The organism is Streptomyces sp. H27-H1 (assembly GCF_026627445.1).
In the GTDB taxonomy this organism is placed as follows: domain Bacteria; phylum Actinomycetota; class Actinomycetes; order Streptomycetales; family Streptomycetaceae; genus Streptomyces.
On the sequence record NZ_JAPNLJ010000010.1, the window covers coordinates 1 to 19921 of the forward strand.

Here is a 19921-nt window from a genome sequence, read left to right on the forward strand (position 1 = left end):
CCCTCTCGGGCTTTCCTCCGGGCGCTTCCTTCGTTCTTGTGTCTCCGACTCTATCAGACTCTTTCGTGTCCGATTCCCAGTCAGCGGGTTTCGCTTTCCAGTTCTTCGCTTTCGCGTTTCCCTTTCCAGCGAGTCCGACTCTATCAGAAGTTTTCCACCGGATTTCCCGGCTTCAGATTCCTGAATGAGGAGTCGAATGTGCCCACGTGGAATTCAATTCCTGGGGGGCGAGAAAGACTTTAAACCATCGCTGCCGAACTTGTCCAGTTCGAGGCAACCGTTCGAATCTACCTCCCCGCAGCCACTGTGTCAACAGCGTTTGCGGGACGACGAGGAGACTAGCAGCTCAGCATGCTCGTGCGCACATCAAGCGGCGGTAGGGAGCGTCGCCGTCTGGTCGGCCTGCTCCACGTCGCCGGTGTCTCCTGCCCGGGCAGCGCGGCCGCCCAGGACGTAGACGTAGATCAGGAAGGCCGCCTCGGCGGCGACGCCGATGGTGATGCGGGCCCACGTGGGCAGGCCGGAGGGGGTGACGAAGCCTTCGATCAGGCCCGAGAGGAAGAGGACCGCCGCCAGGCCGATGGCCATGCCGAGGGCGGCGCGGCCCTGTTCGGCCAGGGCTACTCGGCGGGTGCGGTGGCCGGGGTCGATGACCGTCCAGCCCAGGCGGAGGCCCGTACCGGCGGCTACGAAGACGGCGGTCAGCTCCAGCAGGCCGTGCGGGAGGATCAGGCCGAGGAAGACGTCGAGGCGGTCGGCCGAGGACATCAGGCCGATGCCGACGCCCAGGTTCAGCATGTTCTGCCACAGGATGTACAGGACCGGCAGGCCCAGGAAGCCGCCCAGGACGAGGCAGATCGCGGCCGCCTGGGCGTTGTTCGTCCAGACCTGGGCCGCGAAGGAGGCCGCGGGGTGGCTGGAGTAGTACGTCTCGTACTCGCCGCCCGGCTTCGTCATCGCCTTCAGGTCCTCCGGAGCGCCGAGGGCCCCCTGGATCTCCGGGTGCGTCGCGATCCACCAGCCGACGAGCACGCCGACGGCGGTCGAGATCAGTGCCGTGGGTATCCACCAGCGGCGGCTCAGGTAGACGGCGGCCGGGAAGCCGGACGTGAAGAAGCGGGCCGCGTCGCGCCAGCCGGCCCGGCGGGTGCCCGTCACCGTGGCGCGGGCGCGCGCGACGAGCTGGGTCAGGCGGCCCGTGAGCATCGGGTCGGGAGTGCTGGACTGGACGAGGGAGAGGTGGGTGGCCGTGCGCTGGTAGAGCGCGACGAGCTCGTCGGCCTCGGCTCCGGTGAGGCGGCGGCCCCGGGCGAGGAGCTGTTCCAAGCGCGCCCACTGCGCCTGGTGGGCCGCAACGAAGACGTCGAGATCCATGCGGTTGGCGCTCCCCTGCCCCTGGTCAACCCCTGATTTTCCTGACTCCTGCCTCGTCAGCTTGGCAGACTGGAGGTCAAAGGGGCGGGGCAGGTCACGTGAAGGGTGTGCAGCAGTGAGCGATCTGGTGACGGGGGACGCGGTAGTCCTGGGCCTACGGCCGGCGAGGCTGCCGAGCCGGGCGCTGGCGATCCTGCTCGACCTGCTCGTGTACGTCGCCGGGTACCTGCTCATTTCGGTCGGGCTGGTCCTGGCCACCGCCTCGCTGGACGGGGCGGCCCGGGCCGCCGTGTCGGTGGCCTCGTTCGTGCTCATCCTGGTCGGTGTGCCGATCGCGGTGGAGACGCTGAGCCACGGGCGGTCGTTGGGCAAGCTCGCCTGCGGGCTGCGCGTGGTGCGCGACGACGGCGGGCCGATCCGGTTCCGGCACGCTCTGGTGCGCGGGGCTTTCGGGGTCTTCGAACTGCTGATGACCTTCGGGTCCGTGGCGTGCATCGCTTCGCTGTTCTCCGAGCGGGGGCGGCGGCTCGGGGACGTGTTCGCGGGGACGCTGGTCGTCCGGGAGCGGGTGCCGGGAGCTCGGGTGATGCCGGTGCCGCCGCCGCCACCGTGGCTGGCCGGGCGGTTCGGGGGGCTGGACCTGTCCGCGGTGCCGGACGGGCTGTGGCTGGCGGTACGGCAGTACCTGACGCGCATGGACCAGCTGGATCCGCAGGTGGGCGCCTCGATGGCGGCTCGGCTCGCGGACGATCTGGTGGCGCGTACGGGGGCTCCGCCGCCGGTCGGGGTGCCCGCCGCGGCGTTCCTGATGGCAGTGGTGCACGAGCGGCAGTCGCGGGACGCGGCTCGGGCCTTCCGGCAGCCGGCTCCCGGGGCGCAACCGGTCCCCTACGGGCCGCCCGGGCCCGTGGTCATGCCTGCCGTGGTGCCCGTCGCACCGCCGGTGGTTCCGGTCGCGCCGGTGGTTCCCGCGCACGGGACGCCAGTACAGCCGCCGAAGGCGACCGGGTTCGCTCCGCCCGCCTAGGCGAAGGCGGACGGCGGGGTTTCCAGGTGCTCCAGTTCGATGCCGGGGGCCGAGAGGACCACGTCGCCGGCGATGTGGACCGTGTGGACCTCGCCGGTGTCCAGGGCGGTGACCCGGTATTCGTCGACGCGGAGCGGGCCGCTGTCCGTGGGGTGTTCCGCGCGGCGCAGCAGGGCCCAGGCCTGGTCGGTCGTGCGGGCCGCCAGCACCGGGTCGGTCAGGGCCACGAGGCGTACCCGGGTGGCAGGTGCGCCGGGGGCCAGGCGCAGCAGCCGGGCCGTGGCGATGAGGAAGGCCGGGGAGGTGCCGGTGAAGCCGGCGGCCCCGGGGACGTTGCCCTCGGTGGCTTCGGCTCCGGCGGGGTCGGTGCGGACCCAGGTGACGCCGTCGATGGCGGCGCCGCGGACCTGCCAGCTGGAGGCGTTGACCTCGAGCCGGATGGGGCGGCCCAGTTCGTCGACGGCCAGGTCCACGGAGCCGCGGTGTGCGCCGTCGGGCGCGGTGAACTGGGAGACGTAGCGCCAGCCGGAGGGGCCCGGGGCGCAGTGGAAGTGCTCCTCGCCGAGGGGGGTGTGGTCGTGCGGGTCGTGGAGCGCGTAGCGGCCGCGGGGCATGGGGCGTCTTCCTGGGTTTCGGGCGGGTACGGGGCAGGCCCCCGGCACGGATGCCGGGGGCCTGACGCGTGAGTGCTGCGGATCCGCGGGGATCGGGAGAGATCAGTAGCGGTAGTGGTCCGCCTTGTACGGGCCCTCGACCGGGACGCCGATGTAGTCGGCCTGCTCCTGGCGGAGGGTGGTGAGGCGGACGCCGAGGGCGTCGAGGTGCAGGCGCGCCACCTTCTCGTCCAGGTGCTTGGGAAGCACGTAGACCCCGGTGGGGTACTCCTCCGGCTTGGTGAAGAGCTCGATCTGGGCCAGCGTCTGATCCGCGAAGGAGTTCGACATCACGAAGGACGGGTGACCCGTCGCGTTGCCCAGGTTCAGCAGACGACCCTCGGACAGCACGATGAGGACCTTGCCGTCGGGGAACTTCCAGGTGTGGACCTGGGGCTTGACCTCGTCCTTGACGATGCCCTCGATCTTCGCCAGACCGGCCATGTCGATCTCGTTGTCGAAGTGGCCGATGTTGCCCACGATCGCCTGGTGCTTCATCTTGGCCATGTCCGCGGCCATGATGATGTCCTTGTTGCCCGTGGTCGTGATGAAGATGTCGGCGATCTCCACGACATCGTCCAGCGTCGCGACCTGGTAGCCGTCCATCGCCGCCTGGAGCGCGCAGATCGGGTCGATCTCAGTGATGATCACACGCGCACCCTGGCCACGCAGGGACTCCGCGGAACCCTTGCCGACGTCGCCGTAACCGCAGACCACCGCGACCTTGCCGCCGATCAGGACATCGGTGGCGCGGTTGATGCCATCGATGAGGGAGTGACGGCAGCCGTACTTGTTGTCGAACTTCGACTTGGTGACGGCATCGTTCACATTGATCGCCGGGAACAGCAGGGTGCCTTCGGCCATCATCTCGTAGAGACGGTGGACGCCGGTGGTGGTCTCCTCGGTGACGCCGCGGATCTCGGACGCGAGCTGCGTCCACTTCTGCGGGGACTCGCCCAGGGTGCGGTTGAGGAGCGTCAGGATGTACGCGTACTCCTCGGCGTCCGCGGTGGACGGGTCCGGAGCGGCGCCGGCCTTCTCGAACTCGACGCCCTTGTGGACCAGGAGGGTGGCGTCGCCGCCGTCGTCCAGGATCATGTTCGGGCCGCCGGTGGGGGTGTTCGGCCAGGTCAGCGCCTGCTCGGTGCACCACCAGTACTCTCCCAGCGTCTCGCCCTTCCAGGCGAAGACGGGGACGCCCTGCGGGTTGTCGACGGTGCCGTTGGGGCCGACGGCGATGGCGGCGGCCGCGTGGTCCTGCGTGGAGAAGATGTTGCAGGAGGCCCAGCGGACATCGGCGCCGAGGGCGACGAGGGTCTCGATGAGAACGGCGGTCTGCACGGTCATGTGCAGCGAGCCGGTGATCCGGGCGCCGGCCAGCGGCTGGGTGGCCGCGTACTCCCGGCGGATCGACATCAGACCCGGCATCTCGTGCTCGGCCAGGGTGATCTCCTTGCGCCCGAAGACGGCGAGGGAGAGGTCCGCGACCTTGAAGTCGGTGAATGCGGCAGTCATGTGGTGCTGCTCCTCGTGACGTAGAGAGGTGGGTACGGCTGAGCCGCGCACCGTTCGTGGGAACGGCGCACATGGCGCTCAGTCCGTCGGGGGTCCTCTCTCCCCTCGGCCGGTCTCTGGGACCGCCCGACCGCCATCAGCAGCGACGCCTGACACTCATGACGAATCTACACCGATCGGCGGAGCGGGGCCCAGGCGACCTGAAAGCAAGCCTCGGCTGAACTTCGGGGCCTCTGGCGGAGGATTGGGGGCCTTTCGGACTTTTGATCCGCCCCTTACATGTTGGAGGATGCCGTTGGGTCGGGTTGTACGCGCGATCCCGCAGGACAACGCACGTGTCGTGAGGAGATTCCAGTGACCAGTCCGGCAGGCCCTCCCGCAGGCGGGGACACGAGCGGGCGGAAGCCCGTGAAGGTTGTCGCCGTTACCGCGTGCCCCACCGGTATCGCGCACACGTACATGGCCGCGGAGAAGCTCCAGCAGGCCGCCGACCGCCTCGGCGTCTCGATCAAGGTGGAGACCCAGGGTTCCATCGGGGCCGAGAACGTACTCTCTGACAACGATGTCAGGGAGGCGGACGCGGTCATCATCGCCGCGGACAAGGAAGTCGACCTCGAGCGGTTCGCGGGCAAGCGGGTCCTGTCCACGGGCGTCGCGGACGGCATCCACAAGCCGGAGGAGCTGATCCGGCGCGCGCAGAGCGCGCCGGTGCAGGCCGGGACCGCGGCGGCCGCGGGCAGCGGTGGTGGCGGCAAGCAGCGCAGTCAGGCGTACAAGGCGCTGATGAACGGCGTCTCGCACATGATCCCGTTCGTGGTGGTGGGCGGTCTGCTGCTGGCCGTTTCGCTGTCGCTGGGCGGGCACGCGGACGCCAAGGGCGGGCTGGTCATTCCCGATGGGACCTTCTGGTTCTACGTCAACAAGCTCGGCGTGACCGGCTTCTCGCTGATGCTGCCGATCTTCTCCGGCTACATCGCCTACGCACTGGGCGACCGCCCGGCCCTCGTACCCGGCATGATCGGCGGATTCCTCGCCGCCGACGCCGTGCACATCTACGGGGCCGACGCGAACGCCGGCTTCCTGGGTGCCATCGTGACGGGCTTCCTCGCCGGCTATCTGGTCGTGTGGATCAAGAAGGTCAAGGTCCCCAAGGTCATCCAGCCGATCATGCCGATCATCGTGATCCCGATCGCGTCGACATTGGCCCTGGGGCTGTTCTACATCTATGTGATCGGGCAACCGATCTCCTGGGTCTTCACGAACCTCACCAACTGGCTGAACGGGATGACCGGCTCCAGCGCGATCGTGCTGGGCACCCTGATCGGTCTGATGATCGCCTTCGACATGGGCGGCCCGGTCAACAAGACGGCCTTCCTCGTCGCCGTAGGCCTCATCGGCACCAACAACCACGTCATGGGCATGGCCGCGGCGGCCATCCCCGTCATGCCGCTCGGCCAGGGTCTCGCGACGCTGCTGCGCCGCAAGCTCTACAGCGACGAGGAGCGGGAGACCGGCCTCGCCGCCCTGTTCATGGGCTTCTTCGGCATCTCCGAAGGAGCGATCCCCTTCGCCGCCGCCCGGCCCGCCCAGGTCATCCCCGCGAACATGCTCGGTGGCGCGGTGGCCGGTGCGATCGCCGGTGTCGCCGGAGTCCAGGACTCGGTGCCGCACGGCGGTCCGATCGTCTCGCTGTTCGGTGCGATCAGCGGGGTCGCGATGTTCTTCGTGGCCATCGCGGCCGGTGCGGTCGTGACGGCGCTGACGACGAACGCCCTGATCGAGTTCAAGCAGCGCCGGGACGGCGTGGCCGCCGGCTCCGCGGTCCTCGCGCCGCAGCCGGTCCTCGTCGGCGCGGGTGCCCCCGTAGGCGCCGGTGGCGGTGGCCGCACGGGCTCCGTCGCGGCGGCCGCCGGCGCGGGAGCGGGGACGGCCGTACGGGCTCAGCCCGCTGCCGCGGCTCCGGTGGCCACGGGCGGGCCTGCGGAGGTGCTGTCCGGGTACCTCACCGAGCAGACCGTGAAGACGGAGCTCGCCTCGGGTTCCAAGGAGGCGGCGATCCGCGAAATGGCCGAGATGCTGGCCTCCACCGGCAACGTCACCGACGTAAACGAGCTCGTACGGGTCGCCCTGGCCCGGGAGGCGCAGGGGACGACGGGTCTCGGCGAGTCCATCGCCATCCCGCACGCCAAGACGGACGCGGTGACCCGCCCGACGGTGGGCTTCGCCCGGTCCGACGAGGGCATCGAGTGGGGTGCGCTGGACGGGACGAAGGCCCGGCTGGTCTTCATGATCTCCGTACCGGAGGCCGCGGCCGGGGACGAGCACCTGCGGATCCTGGCGCTGCTGTCGCGCAAGCTGATGGACACCGGTTTCCGGGAGCGGCTGCAGGCCGCACCGGGCAGGGCCGAGATCCTGGACGTGCTGCGCGAGATCCGGTAACCGCTGCAGGACGACTCCGGACCCTCCACGACGAGGCCCCCCTGCGCCGGCGCAGGGGGGCCTCGTCGTGGAGTGGGTGCGGTGCGGTCAGTGGTCTTCGCCGCCCGGGGACGTGGCCGGGTTGGTGCCCGCCGCGGCGGCCTCGGCGCTGTAGATGTCCGGCTCCAGGTAGATGACCCGGGCGATCGGGACCGCCTCGCGGATGCGGGCCTCGGCGGCGTTGATGGCGCGGGCCACCTCCGATGCCGTGTCGTCGCTCTGGACGGCGATCTTCGCGGCGACCAGGAGCTCCTCCGGGCCGAGGTGCAGGGTCCGCATGTGGATGACGCCGGTCACCACGTCCCCGTCGACGAGGGCGGCCTTGATCTTCTCGACGTCCTCGGTGCCGGCGGCCTCACCGAGGAGCAGGGACTTGGTCTCGGCGGCCAGCACGAGGGCGATGATGATGAGCAGGATGCCGATGCACAGGGTGCCGATGCCGTCCCAGACCCCGTTGCCGGTCAGCAGGGCGAGGCCGACGCCCGCGAGGGCGAGGACCAGGCCGATGAGGGCGCCGAAGTCTTCCAGGAGGACCACGGGCAGCTCGGGGGCCTTGGCGCGCTTGATGAACTGGCTCCACGACAGGTTGCCGCGGATCTCGTTGGACTCCTTGATCGCGGTGCGGAAGGAGAAGGACTCCGCGACGATCGCGAAGATGAGGACGCCGACCGGCCAGTACCAGTGCGAGATCGCGTGCGGCTCGTGGATCTTCTCGTAGCCCTCGTAGATGGCGAACATGCCACCGACGGTGAACAGCACGATGGAGACGAGGAAGGCGTAGATGTAGCGCTCGCGCCCGTATCCGAAGGGGTGTTGGGGGGTCGCCTCGCGCTGGGCCTTCTTGCCGCCCAGGAGGAGCAGGCCCTGGTTTCCGGAGTCCGCCAGCGAGTGGACGCTCTCCGCGAGCATCGACGACGAGCCGCTGAAGACGAAGGCCACGAACTTGGCTACCGCAATGGCCAGATTGGCGGCGAGTGCCGCCACGATCGCCTTGGTACCGCCCGACGCGCTCATGGTTGCGAAGTGTCCCTTCCTCGGTGCGGCGCCCCGGGCCGGGGAGCCGCGCTACGGCCGCAGATTCTCACAGCCACCGAGAAGGACGGTACGTCAGAGCACCATGGTGGCGCGGAAGACGGTGCCGGTCCCGGACAGTTCGACCTTCTCGCCGGCCGGTACGAAGACCGACTCACCGGGGGCCAGGGTCAGTTCGCCGGACTTCACGGAGGCCGCCTTCGGGGAGCCCGCCGTGCACAGCAGGATCTGCGCGGTGGTGTCGGGGACCGTCCGGGGGGCACCGCCGGGGGCCAGGACGAAGCGGGAGAGCCGGAACTCGTCGATGGGGGTCTCGTAGACCTCCTCGCCGTTGCCCTCCGGGCGCAGGATGCCGGGGTCGCCGGGTTCGAAGACGACGACCTTCAGCAGCTCCGGCACGTCCACGTGCTTGGGGGTGAGCCCGCAGCGCAGCACGTTGTCGGAGTTGGCCATGAGCTCGACGCCGAGGCCGTCGAGGTAGGCGTGCGGAATGCCGGCGCCGAGGAACATTCCCTCCCCGGGCTGGAGTCGTACGTGGTTGAGCAGCATCGCGGCGATGACGCCCGGGTCGCCCGGGTAGTGGTGGACGAGTCCGGCGTACGGGGCGTACGGGCCCCCGAGACGCTCGGCGGCGGCCGCGGCCTCGGTGACCGTACGGGCCATCTCGGCGCGGTCGGCGGTCAGGACGGCGGTGAGCACCTCGCGCAGGGCCGCCTCCTCGGGGTGTGCCCGCAGGAGGTCGGCGTAGGGCTTCAGCGAGTTGACGCCGAGGCCCTCCAGGAGGGCGGCGGCCTCCAGCGGTGGGCGGAATCCGGACAGGCCCTCGAAGGGGGTGAGGGCGCAGACCAGCTCGGGCTTGTGGTTGGCGTCCTTGTAGTTGCGGTGCGGTGCGTCGATCGGGACGCCGCGGTTCTCCTCGTCCTCGAACCCGCTCTTCGCCTGGGCGAGGTCGGGGTGGACCTGAAGGGAGAGCGGGGCGCCGGCGGCGAGGAGCTTGAAGAGAAAGGGGAGTTGGGGACCGAACTTGCGGACCGACGCGGCTCCCAGCTCGCCTTCGGGGTCGGCCGCGATGACGTCCGAGAGGGCCCTCTCGCCGGCTCCGCGGTCGAGGCGGGAGGGGGCGCCGGGGTGGGCGCCCATCCACAGCTCGGCCTGGGGTTCGCCGGTGGCAGCGACTCCGATGAGTTCGGGGATCGCGGTGGTCGATCCCCAGGCGTAGGGGCGGATCGTGTTCGTGAGGCGGTCCATCGGTCGTCTTCCTGGGTGAGAGAGGCGCGGGTACGCGCCTCAGCTGTATCCCCCGGAGGCCAACGCCAGGTAGGCGGTGGCGAAATCCGTGACGGCGAGGAGCTCGGCGAGCTGTTCCAGCTCGGTGCCCTCCTCGGGTTCGAGCTCGCTGATGGCCGTGTCGTGGCTGTTGGCGAGCTCTCGTGCGGCAGGGGCGGCTGTCAGTCCGCCTGCGGGCCTGTCGCGCAACAGGACGATGCGTGCGCGAAGGGCCTGCGGTTCTTCCACTCGGTCGCGGAAGAAGTCGTCGGGGTCGGCGCCGGCGGCGAAATCGCCGGAGAGCAGGACCCCGTGGGCCGGTAGTGCCTCGGGAAGGTCGGCGGCGAGTGCGGGTCGCCCGGCGAGTTCGGCGAGGGTGGCGGCGAAGCGGCGCCCGGCGGGTCCGGCGCCGGCGCCCTCGCTCCAGATGAGCGGGAGGGAGTCGGCGAGCTCGGAGGCGAGGGTCTTGGCCGGGTTGGAGTAGGTGGCGACGGCGGGTCCGCAGCGTTCGGCCGTGCGGTCGAGGCGGTCGGCGACGAGCTGCAGGGTGTGCGGGGCGGCGGCGATCAGCCCGACCCGGTCGAGGAGCACCAGCAGCGGGGTCAGCAGGGCCCAGAGGGCGCCGGGGCCGGCCGCGGCCGACTCGTCGTACTCCTGGTACGGGGCCTTGGCCATCGGTACGAGGAGCCCGTGCGCGCCGTCCACCGCCTCACTCAGCGGCGAGCGCTCGGGGGCGACGGCCACCACGGTGCAGCCGCGTCGGTAGGCCTGCTCGGAGAGGGCGGCGAGGCCCGGCTCGGTCCCGTCGGTGGTGGCGATGAGCAGCAGGTCGACGGGGCCGGCCCAGCCGGGCAGCGCCCAGCGCAGGGCCCCGGCGGCGTGCGCGACGCCGGTCGGGTGCAGCCGGATGACGGGCGCGGAGGCTCCGGCGAGGGCGCCGAGCAGGTCGGCGACCCCGGTCGCGGCGGTGCCGGGCCCGGCGATGAGGACCGCGCGGGGGCGGCCGTCGGGCTGCAGGTCCGCGAGGCCGGCCTCGGCGGCGTGCCGGGCCGCGGTGCGCACCCGGGCGCCGGCGTCGGCGGCACCCCGGAGCAGGCCGCGGCGGTCGGCGCGGGCGAGAGCATCAGGTGCGTCGAGGAGTGACTCGTCGAGCAAAGCGGCCTCCGGCTATGTCCATGACGTGTCCAGTGGTGACGGAACCTCTGTGGTGACGGAACCAGTCTCAGCTGTTGCGCGGGATGGCGGTAGGAGGCTCAGGCGGGACGGCGTGCCTCGTCCACGAGGAGCACCGGGATGCCGTCGCGGACCGGGTAGGCGAGACCGCAGTCCTGGCCTCCGGTGCAGATCAGCTCGGGGGCCTCCGCGTCGGCCGACTTGTCCTCGAGGGGCGAGTGGCAGGCGGGGCAGGCGAGGATCTCCAGCAGGCCGGCTTCGAGCGGCATGGGGTGGGTCCCTTCGGGGGTGTGGATCGGGCCAGGTCAGCCTACCGCCGAGTGCCCTCCGGTGCGGAGTGGAGGGGGACCTCCTGGACGGAGGGGAGGTGGTGGTCCCGTCCGGAGGGAGCGGGGGCTCGGCGGTACGGCCGTGGTCACGTGCGGCGGCGCTCCTGGGGCTCCGCCCCGGACCCCGCGCCTCAAACTCCCCCGGCTACCGCTGGGAGGGACTCCCGGGCGGGGCTGGATTTGCGCCGGTGGGACTGAGGAGGCACCCGCGGGGCTGGGGGCGGCGGAAAGGCTGGACTGTCAGGCGCGGATGAGGGCCAGGACCTCGTCGCGGACCTTGGCCAGGGTGGCGGGGTCCCGGGCTTCGACGTTCAGGCGCAGGAGGGGCTCGGTGTTGGAGGCGCGGACGTTGAACCACCAGTCCGCGCTGGTCGCGGTGAGGCCGTCCAGTTCGTCCAGGGTGACGCCCTCGGCGGAGCCGTACTCGGCCTTGACGGCGGCGAGGCGGGCCGCCTGGTCGGCGACGGTCGAGTTGATCTCGCCGGAGCCCGCGTAGCGGTCGTAGGACGAGACCAGGGCCGAGAGGGGGCCGTCCTGGCCGCCGAGGGCCGCCAGGACGTGGAGGGCGGCGAGCATGCCGGTGTCCGCGTTCCAGAAGTCCTTGAAGTAGTAGTGCGCCGAGTGCTCGCCGCCGAAGATGGCGCCGGACTTGGCCATCTCCTCCTTGATGAAGGAGTGGCCGACGCGGGTGCGGACCGGGGTGCCGCCGTTCTCGCGGACGACCTCGGGGACGGACCAGGAGGTGATCAGGTTGTGGATCACGGTGCCGGTGCCGCCGTTGCGGGCCAGTTCGCGGGCTGCGACCAGGGCGGTGATGGCGGAGGGGGAGACGCCCTCGCCACGCTCGTCGACGATGAAGCAGCGGTCGGCGTCACCGTCGAAGGCGATGCCGAGGTCGGCGCCCTCGGACTTCACGCGGGCCTGCAGGTCGACGATGTTCTTCGGGTCGAGGGGGTTGGCCTCGTGGTTGGGGAAGGTCCCGTCCAGCTCGAAGTACATGGGGACGAGGTCCAGCGGGAGGCCCTCGAAGACGGTGGGGACGGTGTGCCCGCCCATGCCGTTGCCCGCGTCGACGACGACCTTGAGGGGGCGGATGGCGGCGAGGTCGACCAGGCCCTTGAGGTGGTCGGCGTAGCCGGTGAGGGTGTCCTGCTCGGTGACGGTGCCCGGGACGGTGCCGGCGGGGATCTCCGGGGCGCCGTCGTCGTTCCACTTCTCGGCGAGCTCGCGGACGGTGGACAGACCGGTGTCCTGGCCGACCGGGGCGGCGCCGGCCCGGCAGAGCTTGATGCCGTTGTACTTGGCCGGGTTGTGCGAGGCCGTGAACATCGCGCCGGGCAGGTTCAGCTTGCCCGAGGCGTAGTACAGCTGGTCGGTGGAGCACAGGCCGATGAGGGTGACGTCCACGCCGCGGGCGGCCGCGCCGCGGGCGAAGGCGCCGGACAGGGCCGGGGAGGACGGGCGCATGTCGTGGCCGATGACGATGGCCGACGCACCGGTCACCTCGACGAAGGCGGCACCGAACAGTTCGGCCAGGTGCTCGTCCCACTCGTCCGGTACGACGCCTCGTACGTCGTACGCCTTGACGATGTTCGAAAGATCGGTGGCCACTGCGTGCCCTCCTGAGGGGTGATGTGCGGTGAGGCAAACCTACCGTGCACGCTGTGCGACTTTTCGGATCATCCGAATGTCAGGAGTCCGGTGATCGCAGGACGCGCAGGTGTCCGCGGCGGGTCTCCCCGGTGTTCGGGCCGCCCTGGCCGTTGCCGCCGCCGGCCCCGGCCGCGCGTTCCGGCGGACGGGCCGCCTCGCGTACGGCGTTGGCGAGGGCTTCGAGGTCGTCCCCGGTGGGACGGGAGGGCGACGAACCGCCGGTGAGGCGTACGACGTCCCAGCCGCGCGGGGCGGTCAGGCGCTCCGAGTGCTCGGCGCAGAGGTCGTAGCAATGGGGTTCGGCGTAGGTGGCGAGCGGGCCGAGAACTGCGGTCGAATCGGCGTAGACGTACGTCAGAGTCGCGACGGCAGGGCGGCCGCACGCGGTGCGCGAACAGCGACGTACAAGGCTCACGACGTTGGACCGTACCGCACTCTTGACCGGGCCGCGACGAGGCTCCCCCCGGCCGCTCGCCCGTGTCGTGCGATCTTCCCCGCCCCGGTGGGGACGTGCGGGCTACCCTGCGGGGGTGACGGACAGCACTCTGCCTCCCCCTCCCGCGCCCCCTGCCGCCTCCCTGCCCGGCGACTCCCCCGCCGGTGAGCCACGGGTGCGGCGGCGCGATCGGCACGGACGGGGGATGCGCGGGCCGGTGGCACCGCCGCAGGTGCCGCTGTCCGCCAGCCGGGGGGAGCTCTTCGGCGACCTCGTACGGGACTCCGTGGAGCGGCTGGAACGGCGCTTTCCGCAGCTGGCGGAGGTGGAGTTCATGGTCGGCGACGTGCCTGGTCCGCCGGGCGGGGTGGACGCCGGGTGGAACGACGAGGCGGTGCCGCTGGGGGTGATGGTGGAGGCCGTGGACGGGCGGGCCGCGCGGATCGTGGTGTTCCGGCGGCCGGTGGAGATTCGGGCGAAGTCCCGGGACGAGCGGGCGATGCTGGTGCACGAGATCGTGGTGGAGCAGGTCGCGGAGCTGCTGGGGCTGTCGCCGGAGACCGTGGACCCCCGGTACGGGTCGGACTAGGCACGCGGAGCGGCCCCGTTCCCCGGGCGCTGCCCGGACCCGGTCCTCAAACGCCGGCGAGGCTGAATCTGGCCGCCCGGGCTGGGAGCGGCAGACGGGCTGCACTGCCCCGGGGCCCCGGGCGGGGCCGGATCGGGCGGGTTACTGGGTGAGGACCGAGAGGTCTTGGCGTGCCTTGGGGACCGAGACCGTGGAGTGGTCGTCCGCAAGGGTTTGGATGGTGAACATGGGGATTCCGTCGCGCGGGACCGACAGGGTGCGGGACGCGTGGACGGGACCGCCGGAGAGGGTTTCCACCGTGAGGGCGTAGGCGCCCTTGCCGCCTGCCGGGGCCAGGGTCAGGGTCTGCGTGGTGCCGCCCTTGACCGTGACCTCCTGGGAGGCGGGTTCGCCACCGTCCGTGCCGGGCGAGGCCGTCACCTTGACCTTCGCGTCGGCTCCGGCCGGGGCCGTCAGCGACAGCAGCGTGGCCTTGTCCTCGGGGCGGTTGTCGGCCACGGTCGCGCGCGCGCCGACGGGGGCGGACGCCGGGATGAAGCCGGTCTCCTGCTTGGTGCCGCTGCCGCGGACCACCCGTAGCGCCGCGACCACCGGGACGGGCTTCTTGCCGTCGGCCGGGGACAGGACCAGGGAGCCCGGTTCGCCGCGGGTGACGTCCTTGAGGTCGAGGCTCGCGGTCATGCCGGCCTTGACGTGGAGCTGCTCGCTGCCCGCCGGGCTGATCGAGCCGGACGGTCCGGCCAGCTTCACCTTGAGGTCCGCGTCCTCCTCGCCGGGGGCGAAGGCGACCAGCCGTACCGAGGTGGCGTCCGCCGGGATGCCGGGCAGGACCAGGGTCCCGGCCGGGTCCACGGAGGCGGGCAGCCAGTCGGAGCCGATGCCTTCCTCGCCCGCCTGGGCGGTGGCCCCGACCCGGCCCGCGCGGGTGGTCACATGGGCGGTGACGTCCGCGAGCTGCGCGCCGGGGGCGAGGGAGGCCAGGGAGATGGCCTTGGTGGACTTCGGGTCGATGCGGATGTTCTCGCTGGTGCCCGCTTCGGCCTTGATCGCGCCGTCCGGGCCGAACAGCTTGATGTCCACCACGGCCGCGGTGTCATCGGGGTTGGTGAGGTGGACGTAGTCCTCGCGGCCCTTGGCGGTGCTCACGCCGGGGAACCAGAAGTCGGTGCCGGGCGCGGTGCAGCCGACGCCGAGCAGGCCGCGATTACGGCCGACCGAGACCATGGTGGTCTGCTGCGCGCTCCAGCCGGGGGCGAGGAATCCGTCGGCGACGCCGGTGAGTGCGGGGGCCTCGGCCCCGGAGGCCTTGGCTCCGACCGGCTTGCCGGGCTCCTTGAGTTCCAGGACGGGCTTGGCTTCCTTGGTCGCGCCCAGCAGCCGGGCGGTGCCCTTGCCGCCCGCGGCGGCCGCGCCCGGGGTGATCGCCGTGTACAGGGTCTCGGCGATGTCGGAGGTGCTGGGTGCGGGGCACACCAGCAGGGACCGCTCCACCGGCATCCGGGCCGCCGGCTTGCCCTCGGCGGCCGCGGAGGCCCCGTCGGCAGCGGGCGCGGTGAGGGTGGCGAGGCCGGTGACGGCGGCCAGGGCGGCCGTGACCGCGGCGAGCGTCAGGGGTACGCGCTGCTTCACTGCTGGGGGCTCCCGTCCGGACGCGGGGCGTCGTGCTGCCCGTCCTGCTGTCCGTCGTACGGTCCGTCGTGCCGGCCGTAGGTGTCGTAGGGCTCGTGCGGCTGCTGGTAGGGCGGGTACGGCGGCTCGTAGGGCGGGTACTGCTCGTACTGCGCGCCCTGGTTCTCGGTGTACTGCTGCTGCGGCTGCTGTTCGTACGCCGGGTACTGCTCGTACGACTGCGGCTGCTGCGGCTGGTGTGCCTCCTGCCCGCCGTAGGCGTAGCCGCCCTGGTCCTCGTAGGCCGCCTGCTGGTAGGCGTAGGCGTCCTCCCCGTACACCGGCTGCGCCGGGATCTGCGCGTACGGGTCGGCCACCACGGCCGCCTCGGCGGGGGCTTCGGTCTCCGTCTCGGACTGCTCGCGCAGCCGGCGGGCCCGGCGGCCCTCGCCGGCCTCCTCGGCGGCGGGGGCGTCCTCCTCGGGGAGGTCGTCGTCGAGGCGGGCGCGGCGGCCCGGCAGGGCCATCACGAGGAGCACCAGGGCGAGGAGGCCCTGGGCCCAGTGCCAGGCGGTCAGGGTGAGGGCGTCCTCGTGGACGAGATCGAGCTCGCCGGCGTCCGCGGGGAGTTCGAAGCCCTGCGCCCAGCCGTCGAGCGTCTTGGCCTTGAGCGGCTTGCCGTCGAGGGTGGCCTGCCAGCCGGGGTCCGCCTTGTCCGCGATGCGCAGGACGCGTCCGGATTCGCCCGCCGGGACCTTGGTGTGGGCCTCGACGGGGCCGGAGGCGACGGGGATGGACGCGTCGCCGGGCTTGCCGGGGACGATGACGGCGCGGGCGACCTGCCGGTCCACGCGCCACAGGGCGCTGCCTTCGAGCTTGCTGAGGCGGCTGAGGCCGGGGGTGGCGTCGAGGACGCGGCCGATCTCCTGCGGGGCGCCGTCGCGGACCAGGACGTAGCGGATGGCGAAGCCGCCGAGCTGGTCGGTCTGGTCGGCGCCGGAGCCGGCGACGAGGCTGGAGACGACCTTGTCGAGGCGGGTGTCGCTGCCGGCCCGGGTGGCGAGTTCGGCGTCGCCGAGGCGGCCGCCGGAGCCGCGGACCAGGCTGTATGAGAGGGCGGACGGGGAGTCCGCGCCGATGACGAGGGTGCGGGCCTGGTCGCGGGTGCCGCTCTCCTCGGCGACGAAGGCGGGGACCTGTACGGGGTCGCGGCGCTCCAGCGGTCCGGCGGCTCCGCTGAGCATCCAGCCGGCCGCGCCGGCGACGGGGCCGACGGCGGCGGCGAGCGCGATCAGGGCGGCGAGGGGCTGGCGCCAGCCGAAGCTGCGGGCGGCCACGCGGTCCTTGGCTCCGTCGGCGCCGATGGCGGCGGCGGCCAGCAGGGCGAGTCCGTAGACGAGGGTGGCGGGGCCGGCCCAGGTGGTGCGGTTGACGAGGCCCCCGAGAGCGAGCGCGGCGAGCGCGGCGGCCCAGGCGGTGCGGACGGCGAACTGCCGGTCGGCGCGCAGCAGGGCGGCCAGGGCGGCGAGGACGACGCCGATGAGGATCAGCCCGCCGGCGGTACGGGGTCCGCCGGGGCTGATGCCGAGCAGGTCGAGGCCGGTGGCCGAGCCGGCTCCGTAGGGCAGTCCGGCCTCGCGCAGGAAGTTCGCGGGGTGGGTGAGCAGGCTCAGCGACCAGGGTGCGAGGACGAGGAGCGGGACCCCGAGCGTCGCGAGGAAGCGCGGTGCGTACGTCTTCCAGTGCGCGCGGCGCAGGACCAGCGCGGCGGCTCCGAGGACGGCGGCGAGCGGCCAGACGATGGGGGTGAAGGCGGCGGCCAGGGTGAGCAGGAGCGTGTAGGTCCAGGCGGAGCGCCAGCTCGCCGCGGTGCCTTCGGGGCCGCCGAACCCGAAGGCGGCGACGGCCGAGCGGGCGATGAGCGGGAGCAGGATCGCGAGGACCGCGGTGCCGAGGCGGCCGCCGGCCAGGGCTCCGGTGACGGCGGGGAGGAAGGCGTAGGCGACGGCGGCCCAGGCGCGCAGCAGCCGGGATTCCACCAGGGGCCGGGAGGCGAAGTAGGCGGTGAGTCCGGCGAGCGGGACCGAGCAGACGAGCAGCAGGGTCAGGGCGGCGTTGGTGGATCCGAGGAGCAGGGTGGAGAGGGCGCCGAGGACGGCGATGTAGGGCGGTGCTCCCGCGGTGGTGCCGGTGCCGACGGGCTGCCAGTCGTCGGCGTAGACGCGCCAGAGGTCGAGTCCGCCGTCGGGGGCGGGGAGCAGGGCTCCGCCCATGAGGGAGCCGCCGCCGAGGAGGGAGCGGCAGCCGATGAGGGAGACGAGCAGGAGGAGGCCGAAGAGGACGGGCGCGGGTTTGCGGGCGATCCGCTTGAGGCGTGCGAACTGTTCGATGTCCAGGTAGTCGGCGTCGTCTCCGCCGGGTCCCGATTCGACGGCGCCGCCGTGCCGGCCGGCGGCGCTCTCGGTGTCGCCGTCGGCGCCGAAGTAGCCGGCGAGCTGTTCGGCGTTGGCGCGCAGGCTGGCGCCGGGCGGCGGGAAGAGGGGGCGCAGTTCCTTGGCGGGGACGGCCGCGCGGCCTCGTCTGCGGCGGGCTCCGAGGATCCGGCCGGGGCGGAGCAGGGCGGCGAGGAGGCCGGTGACCTCGTCGACGGCCTGTCCGGGGGCCTTGCCGACGAGGTAGGCGAGGGTGCGCAGCACGGTGCCGAAGAGGATGCGCAGCAGGACGTACGGGAGGGCGCGGACGGAGCTGTTGGCCAGCATCGTGTAGACGGCGCCGGCCTTGTCCACGCGGTGCGGGCTGGCGGCGGAGCGGCCGACGCAGTCGACGGTACGGCGTTCGCGGGCGGAGGCCTCGGCGTGCCGCAGGACGGCGTCGGGGGCGATGAGGACGGTGTGGCCGGCGCTCTGGACGCGCCAGCACAGGTCGACGTCGTCGCGCATGAGGGGCAGGCGGCGGTCGAAGCCGCCCAGTGCGTCGTACACGTCGCGGCGGATCAGCATGCCGGCGCTTGAGACGGAGAGGACGGGCTGGACCTGGTCGTGCTGGCCCTGGTCCTGTTCGCGCCGGTCGAGGCCGGTCCAGCGGCGGCCGCTGCGGGCGATGGTGACGCCGACTTCGAGGAGCTGCTTCTTGTCGTACCAGCCGCGCAGCTTGGGGCCGATGACGGCGGCGTCGGGGTTCTCGTCGGCTACGCGCAGCAGTTCGGCGAGGGCGTCGGGCTCGGGTGCGCAGTCGTCGTGGAGCAGCCAGAGCCACTGGACGGGTTCGCCGTGGGGCAGGTCGGGGAGGTCGTAGGTGTCATCGCGCCAGGTGCGGCTGACGGGGTCCCAGCCGGAGGGGCGCTTGAGGTACGGGAGTTCCTCGGGGGTCAGGGTGCCGGCGTTGCGGGCGGCTTCGTCGACGGCCGCGCCGAAGCCGGTGCGGCGGGCGAGGTGCAGGACCCGGTCCTCGCCCAGGGCTTCGCCGAGGAGGCGCGCGGAGTCGTCTGCGCTGCCGGTGTCGGCGGCGATGTGGCTCTGGGCGGGGCGTTCCTGGCCGAGGAGACCGGCGAGGGTCCGGGGCAGCCAGCGGGATCCGTCATGGGCGACGAGGACCGCGGTGACGACGTGCCGGGGGAACTCTGGGGCGGCGGCAGCCTGGTGGGAGGCGCTCGACTGGCTGTGCAGGGACATCGCGGTACGGGCCCTCCGGCCGGGGGTCCGGGGGTGGTGTGCCCTCGGAGGCTGCTGGACAGCGCCCCACACTAACGGCTGGGAACACAGCGGTCCGCCTCCTGCGGGGAAGGTGCGGGAGGCGGACCGTTTGCTCTGCTCGTCGTGCTGCTCTCGATGCCGTTCGCTGTACTGCGGTTTGTGCCGTTGCGTGCAGTTCGGCCACTGCCGTGCGTGAGGCCTGGTGCACGGGCGGCTATGCCTTCGGGTGGGCCGCCGGATATGTCTCGGGCCGTACCGCGGGCCGTACCGCGGGCCCTGCCGTGGGCGCCGTTCGGTGCGCGCCTCCGGCGCTTCAGACGGCGGCCTTCTTCAGGCGTCGCCGCTCGCGCTCGGACAAGCCGCCCCAGATGCCGAATCGCTCATCGTTGGCGAGGGCGTACTCGAGGCATTCGGAGCGGACCTCGCATGCGAGGCAGACCTTCTTGGCCTCGCGGGTCGAGCCGCCCTTCTCGGGAAAGAAGGACTCGGGGTCGGTCTGGGCGCAGAGAGCTCGCTCCTGCCATCCGAGCTCTTCGTCCGCCTCCTCGACCAGCAGTTCCTGAACCAGCTCGGTCATGTGCGCCCCTCGCTCTGTCTGTGCGTCCCCGTGGTCATGCCGTCACTCTTCGCTACGTAACGACACGAGTGAAAGTACAAGTGCGGGGCTCCGGCGCAGTCAAGCCAAGATCTGCTATTGGGCCCCTTATTCACTCTGCGGAACCAAGCCTATGCAGAAAGTGTTCATATCGCCAAAAATCGTGACACATGCCACACGTGTCACATGTGGGGCCCCCTACCCCGTAATCGACGACTCAAGCTGTGGCGCGGTTCCGATCCGGCCGAAGCGGCGGCACAGATCACATTTCAGCCACGGAGGGAGATCGCACAGCTTTACGGGTTTGAGAGCCGCCACAGCGGTCTGCAGCGCGACTCGAAGCGCCACATCCCCTGGTGCCGACTGCACAAACCTTTCTCCGGGCACGGTAACCGGATGAGGTGAAACTTTTCCACCAAATCGGACATTGGGTTGACAGTCCGGCCCCCACCGGGTCTTCTTGTAGCCATGTCAGCGCCTTCAGCCGCCACCCGGACCCCC

The 19921-nt window shown here is 71.9% G+C and carries 15 protein-coding genes; 3 read left to right on the forward strand and 12 right to left on the reverse strand.

What is annotated here, in order from left to right; all coding sequences use genetic code 11:
* Window positions 1-366: 366 nt before the first annotated feature.
* Window positions 367-1374 carry a stage II sporulation protein M gene (locus tag OTB20_RS13220; RefSeq protein ID WP_267817358.1) on the reverse strand — a complete coding sequence of 336 codons (1008 nt, stop codon included), beginning with the start codon at window positions 1372-1374 and terminating at the stop codon, window positions 367-369.
* Between the two features lie 115 nt (window positions 1375-1489).
* Here OTB20_RS13220 and OTB20_RS13225 point away from each other — a divergent pair, with 115 nt between their 5' ends.
* A complete protein-coding gene (locus tag OTB20_RS13225; RefSeq protein WP_267817359.1) occupies window positions 1490-2401 on the forward strand; it encodes an RDD family protein in 912 nt (303 codons plus the stop codon).
* Here OTB20_RS13225 and OTB20_RS13230 read toward each other — a convergent pair.
* Both OTB20_RS13230 and ahcY read right to left on the reverse strand, forming a co-directional pair.
* Window positions 2398-3015, reverse strand: coding sequence for a hypothetical protein (locus OTB20_RS13230; protein ID WP_267817361.1), 618 nt, complete (start codon window positions 3013-3015; stop codon window positions 2398-2400). The two genes, OTB20_RS13225 and OTB20_RS13230, sit on opposite strands and share 4 nt — an antisense overlap.
* A 102-nt stretch (window positions 3016-3117) precedes the next feature.
* Entirely contained in the window at window positions 3118-4569 is a 1452-nt protein-coding gene (gene ahcY / locus OTB20_RS13235) for an adenosylhomocysteinase (RefSeq protein ID WP_267817363.1), read from the reverse strand.
* Between the two features lie 354 nt (window positions 4570-4923).
* On the opposite strand from ahcY, the gene OTB20_RS13240 reads away from it, so the two are divergent.
* A complete protein-coding gene (locus OTB20_RS13240) occupies window positions 4924-7008 on the forward strand; it encodes a fructose-specific PTS transporter subunit EIIC (RefSeq protein WP_267817365.1) in 2085 nt (694 codons plus the stop codon).
* Window positions 7009-7095: 87 nt separating this feature from the next.
* Here the strand turns inward: OTB20_RS13240 and OTB20_RS13245 are convergent, their stop codons facing one another.
* The 6 genes from OTB20_RS13245 to OTB20_RS13270 all read right to left on the reverse strand — a co-directional run bounded on the left by OTB20_RS13245 (window position 7096) and on the right by OTB20_RS13270 (window position 12915).
* Window positions 7096-8061 carry a cation diffusion facilitator family transporter gene (locus OTB20_RS13245; protein WP_267817367.1) on the reverse strand — a complete coding sequence of 322 codons (966 nt, stop codon included), beginning with the start codon at window positions 8059-8061 and terminating at the stop codon, window positions 7096-7098.
* A 93-nt stretch (window positions 8062-8154) separates the two neighbouring features.
* The gene (gene manA / locus OTB20_RS13250; protein WP_267817368.1) at window positions 8155-9327 is read right to left on the reverse strand and encodes a mannose-6-phosphate isomerase, class I; all 1173 of its coding nucleotides are present in this window, start codon (window positions 9325-9327) and stop codon (window positions 8155-8157) included.
* A 39-nt stretch (window positions 9328-9366) separates the two neighbouring features.
* Window positions 9367-10500 (reverse strand): SIS domain-containing protein, encoded by a 1134-nt coding sequence (locus OTB20_RS13255; RefSeq protein ID WP_267817370.1) that lies wholly within the window; start codon window positions 10498-10500, stop codon window positions 9367-9369.
* A gap of 98 nt (window positions 10501-10598) precedes the next feature.
* On the reverse strand, window positions 10599-10787 hold the full coding sequence (locus OTB20_RS13260; protein WP_215031305.1) for a Trm112 family protein: 189 nt from the start codon (window positions 10785-10787) through the stop codon (window positions 10599-10601).
* Window positions 10788-11087: 300 nt separating this feature from the next.
* Window positions 11088-12458, reverse strand: a complete 1371-nt coding sequence (locus OTB20_RS13265) for a phosphomannomutase/phosphoglucomutase (RefSeq protein WP_267817372.1) — start codon at window positions 12456-12458, stop codon at window positions 11088-11090.
* A gap of 79 nt (window positions 12459-12537) precedes the next feature.
* Complete coding sequence (locus tag OTB20_RS13270; RefSeq protein WP_267753781.1) at window positions 12538-12915, reverse strand: DUF3499 domain-containing protein; 378 nt, start codon at window positions 12913-12915, stop codon at window positions 12538-12540.
* Window positions 12916-13030: 115 nt separating this feature from the next.
* Here OTB20_RS13270 and OTB20_RS13275 point away from each other — a divergent pair, with 115 nt between their 5' ends.
* Entirely contained in the window at window positions 13031-13525 is a 495-nt protein-coding gene (locus OTB20_RS13275) for a metallopeptidase family protein (RefSeq protein WP_420716384.1), read from the forward strand.
* A gap of 141 nt (window positions 13526-13666) precedes the next feature.
* Here OTB20_RS13275 and OTB20_RS13280 read toward each other — a convergent pair whose 3' ends face one another.
* From OTB20_RS13280 to OTB20_RS13290, 3 genes are all read right to left on the reverse strand, one after another.
* Entirely contained in the window at window positions 13667-15154 is a 1488-nt protein-coding gene (locus OTB20_RS13280) for a DUF5719 family protein (RefSeq protein ID WP_267817374.1), read from the reverse strand.
* A complete protein-coding gene (locus OTB20_RS13285; protein WP_267817376.1) occupies window positions 15151-18804 on the reverse strand; it encodes a glycosyltransferase in 3654 nt (1217 codons plus the stop codon). Before OTB20_RS13285 ends, OTB20_RS13280 begins: the two co-directional genes overlap by 4 nt.
* Window positions 18805-19138: 334 nt before the next feature.
* Window positions 19139-19402, reverse strand: coding sequence for a WhiB family transcriptional regulator (locus OTB20_RS13290; RefSeq protein ID WP_112450237.1), 264 nt, complete (start codon window positions 19400-19402; stop codon window positions 19139-19141).
* Between the last annotated feature and the right edge of the window lie 519 nt (window positions 19403-19921).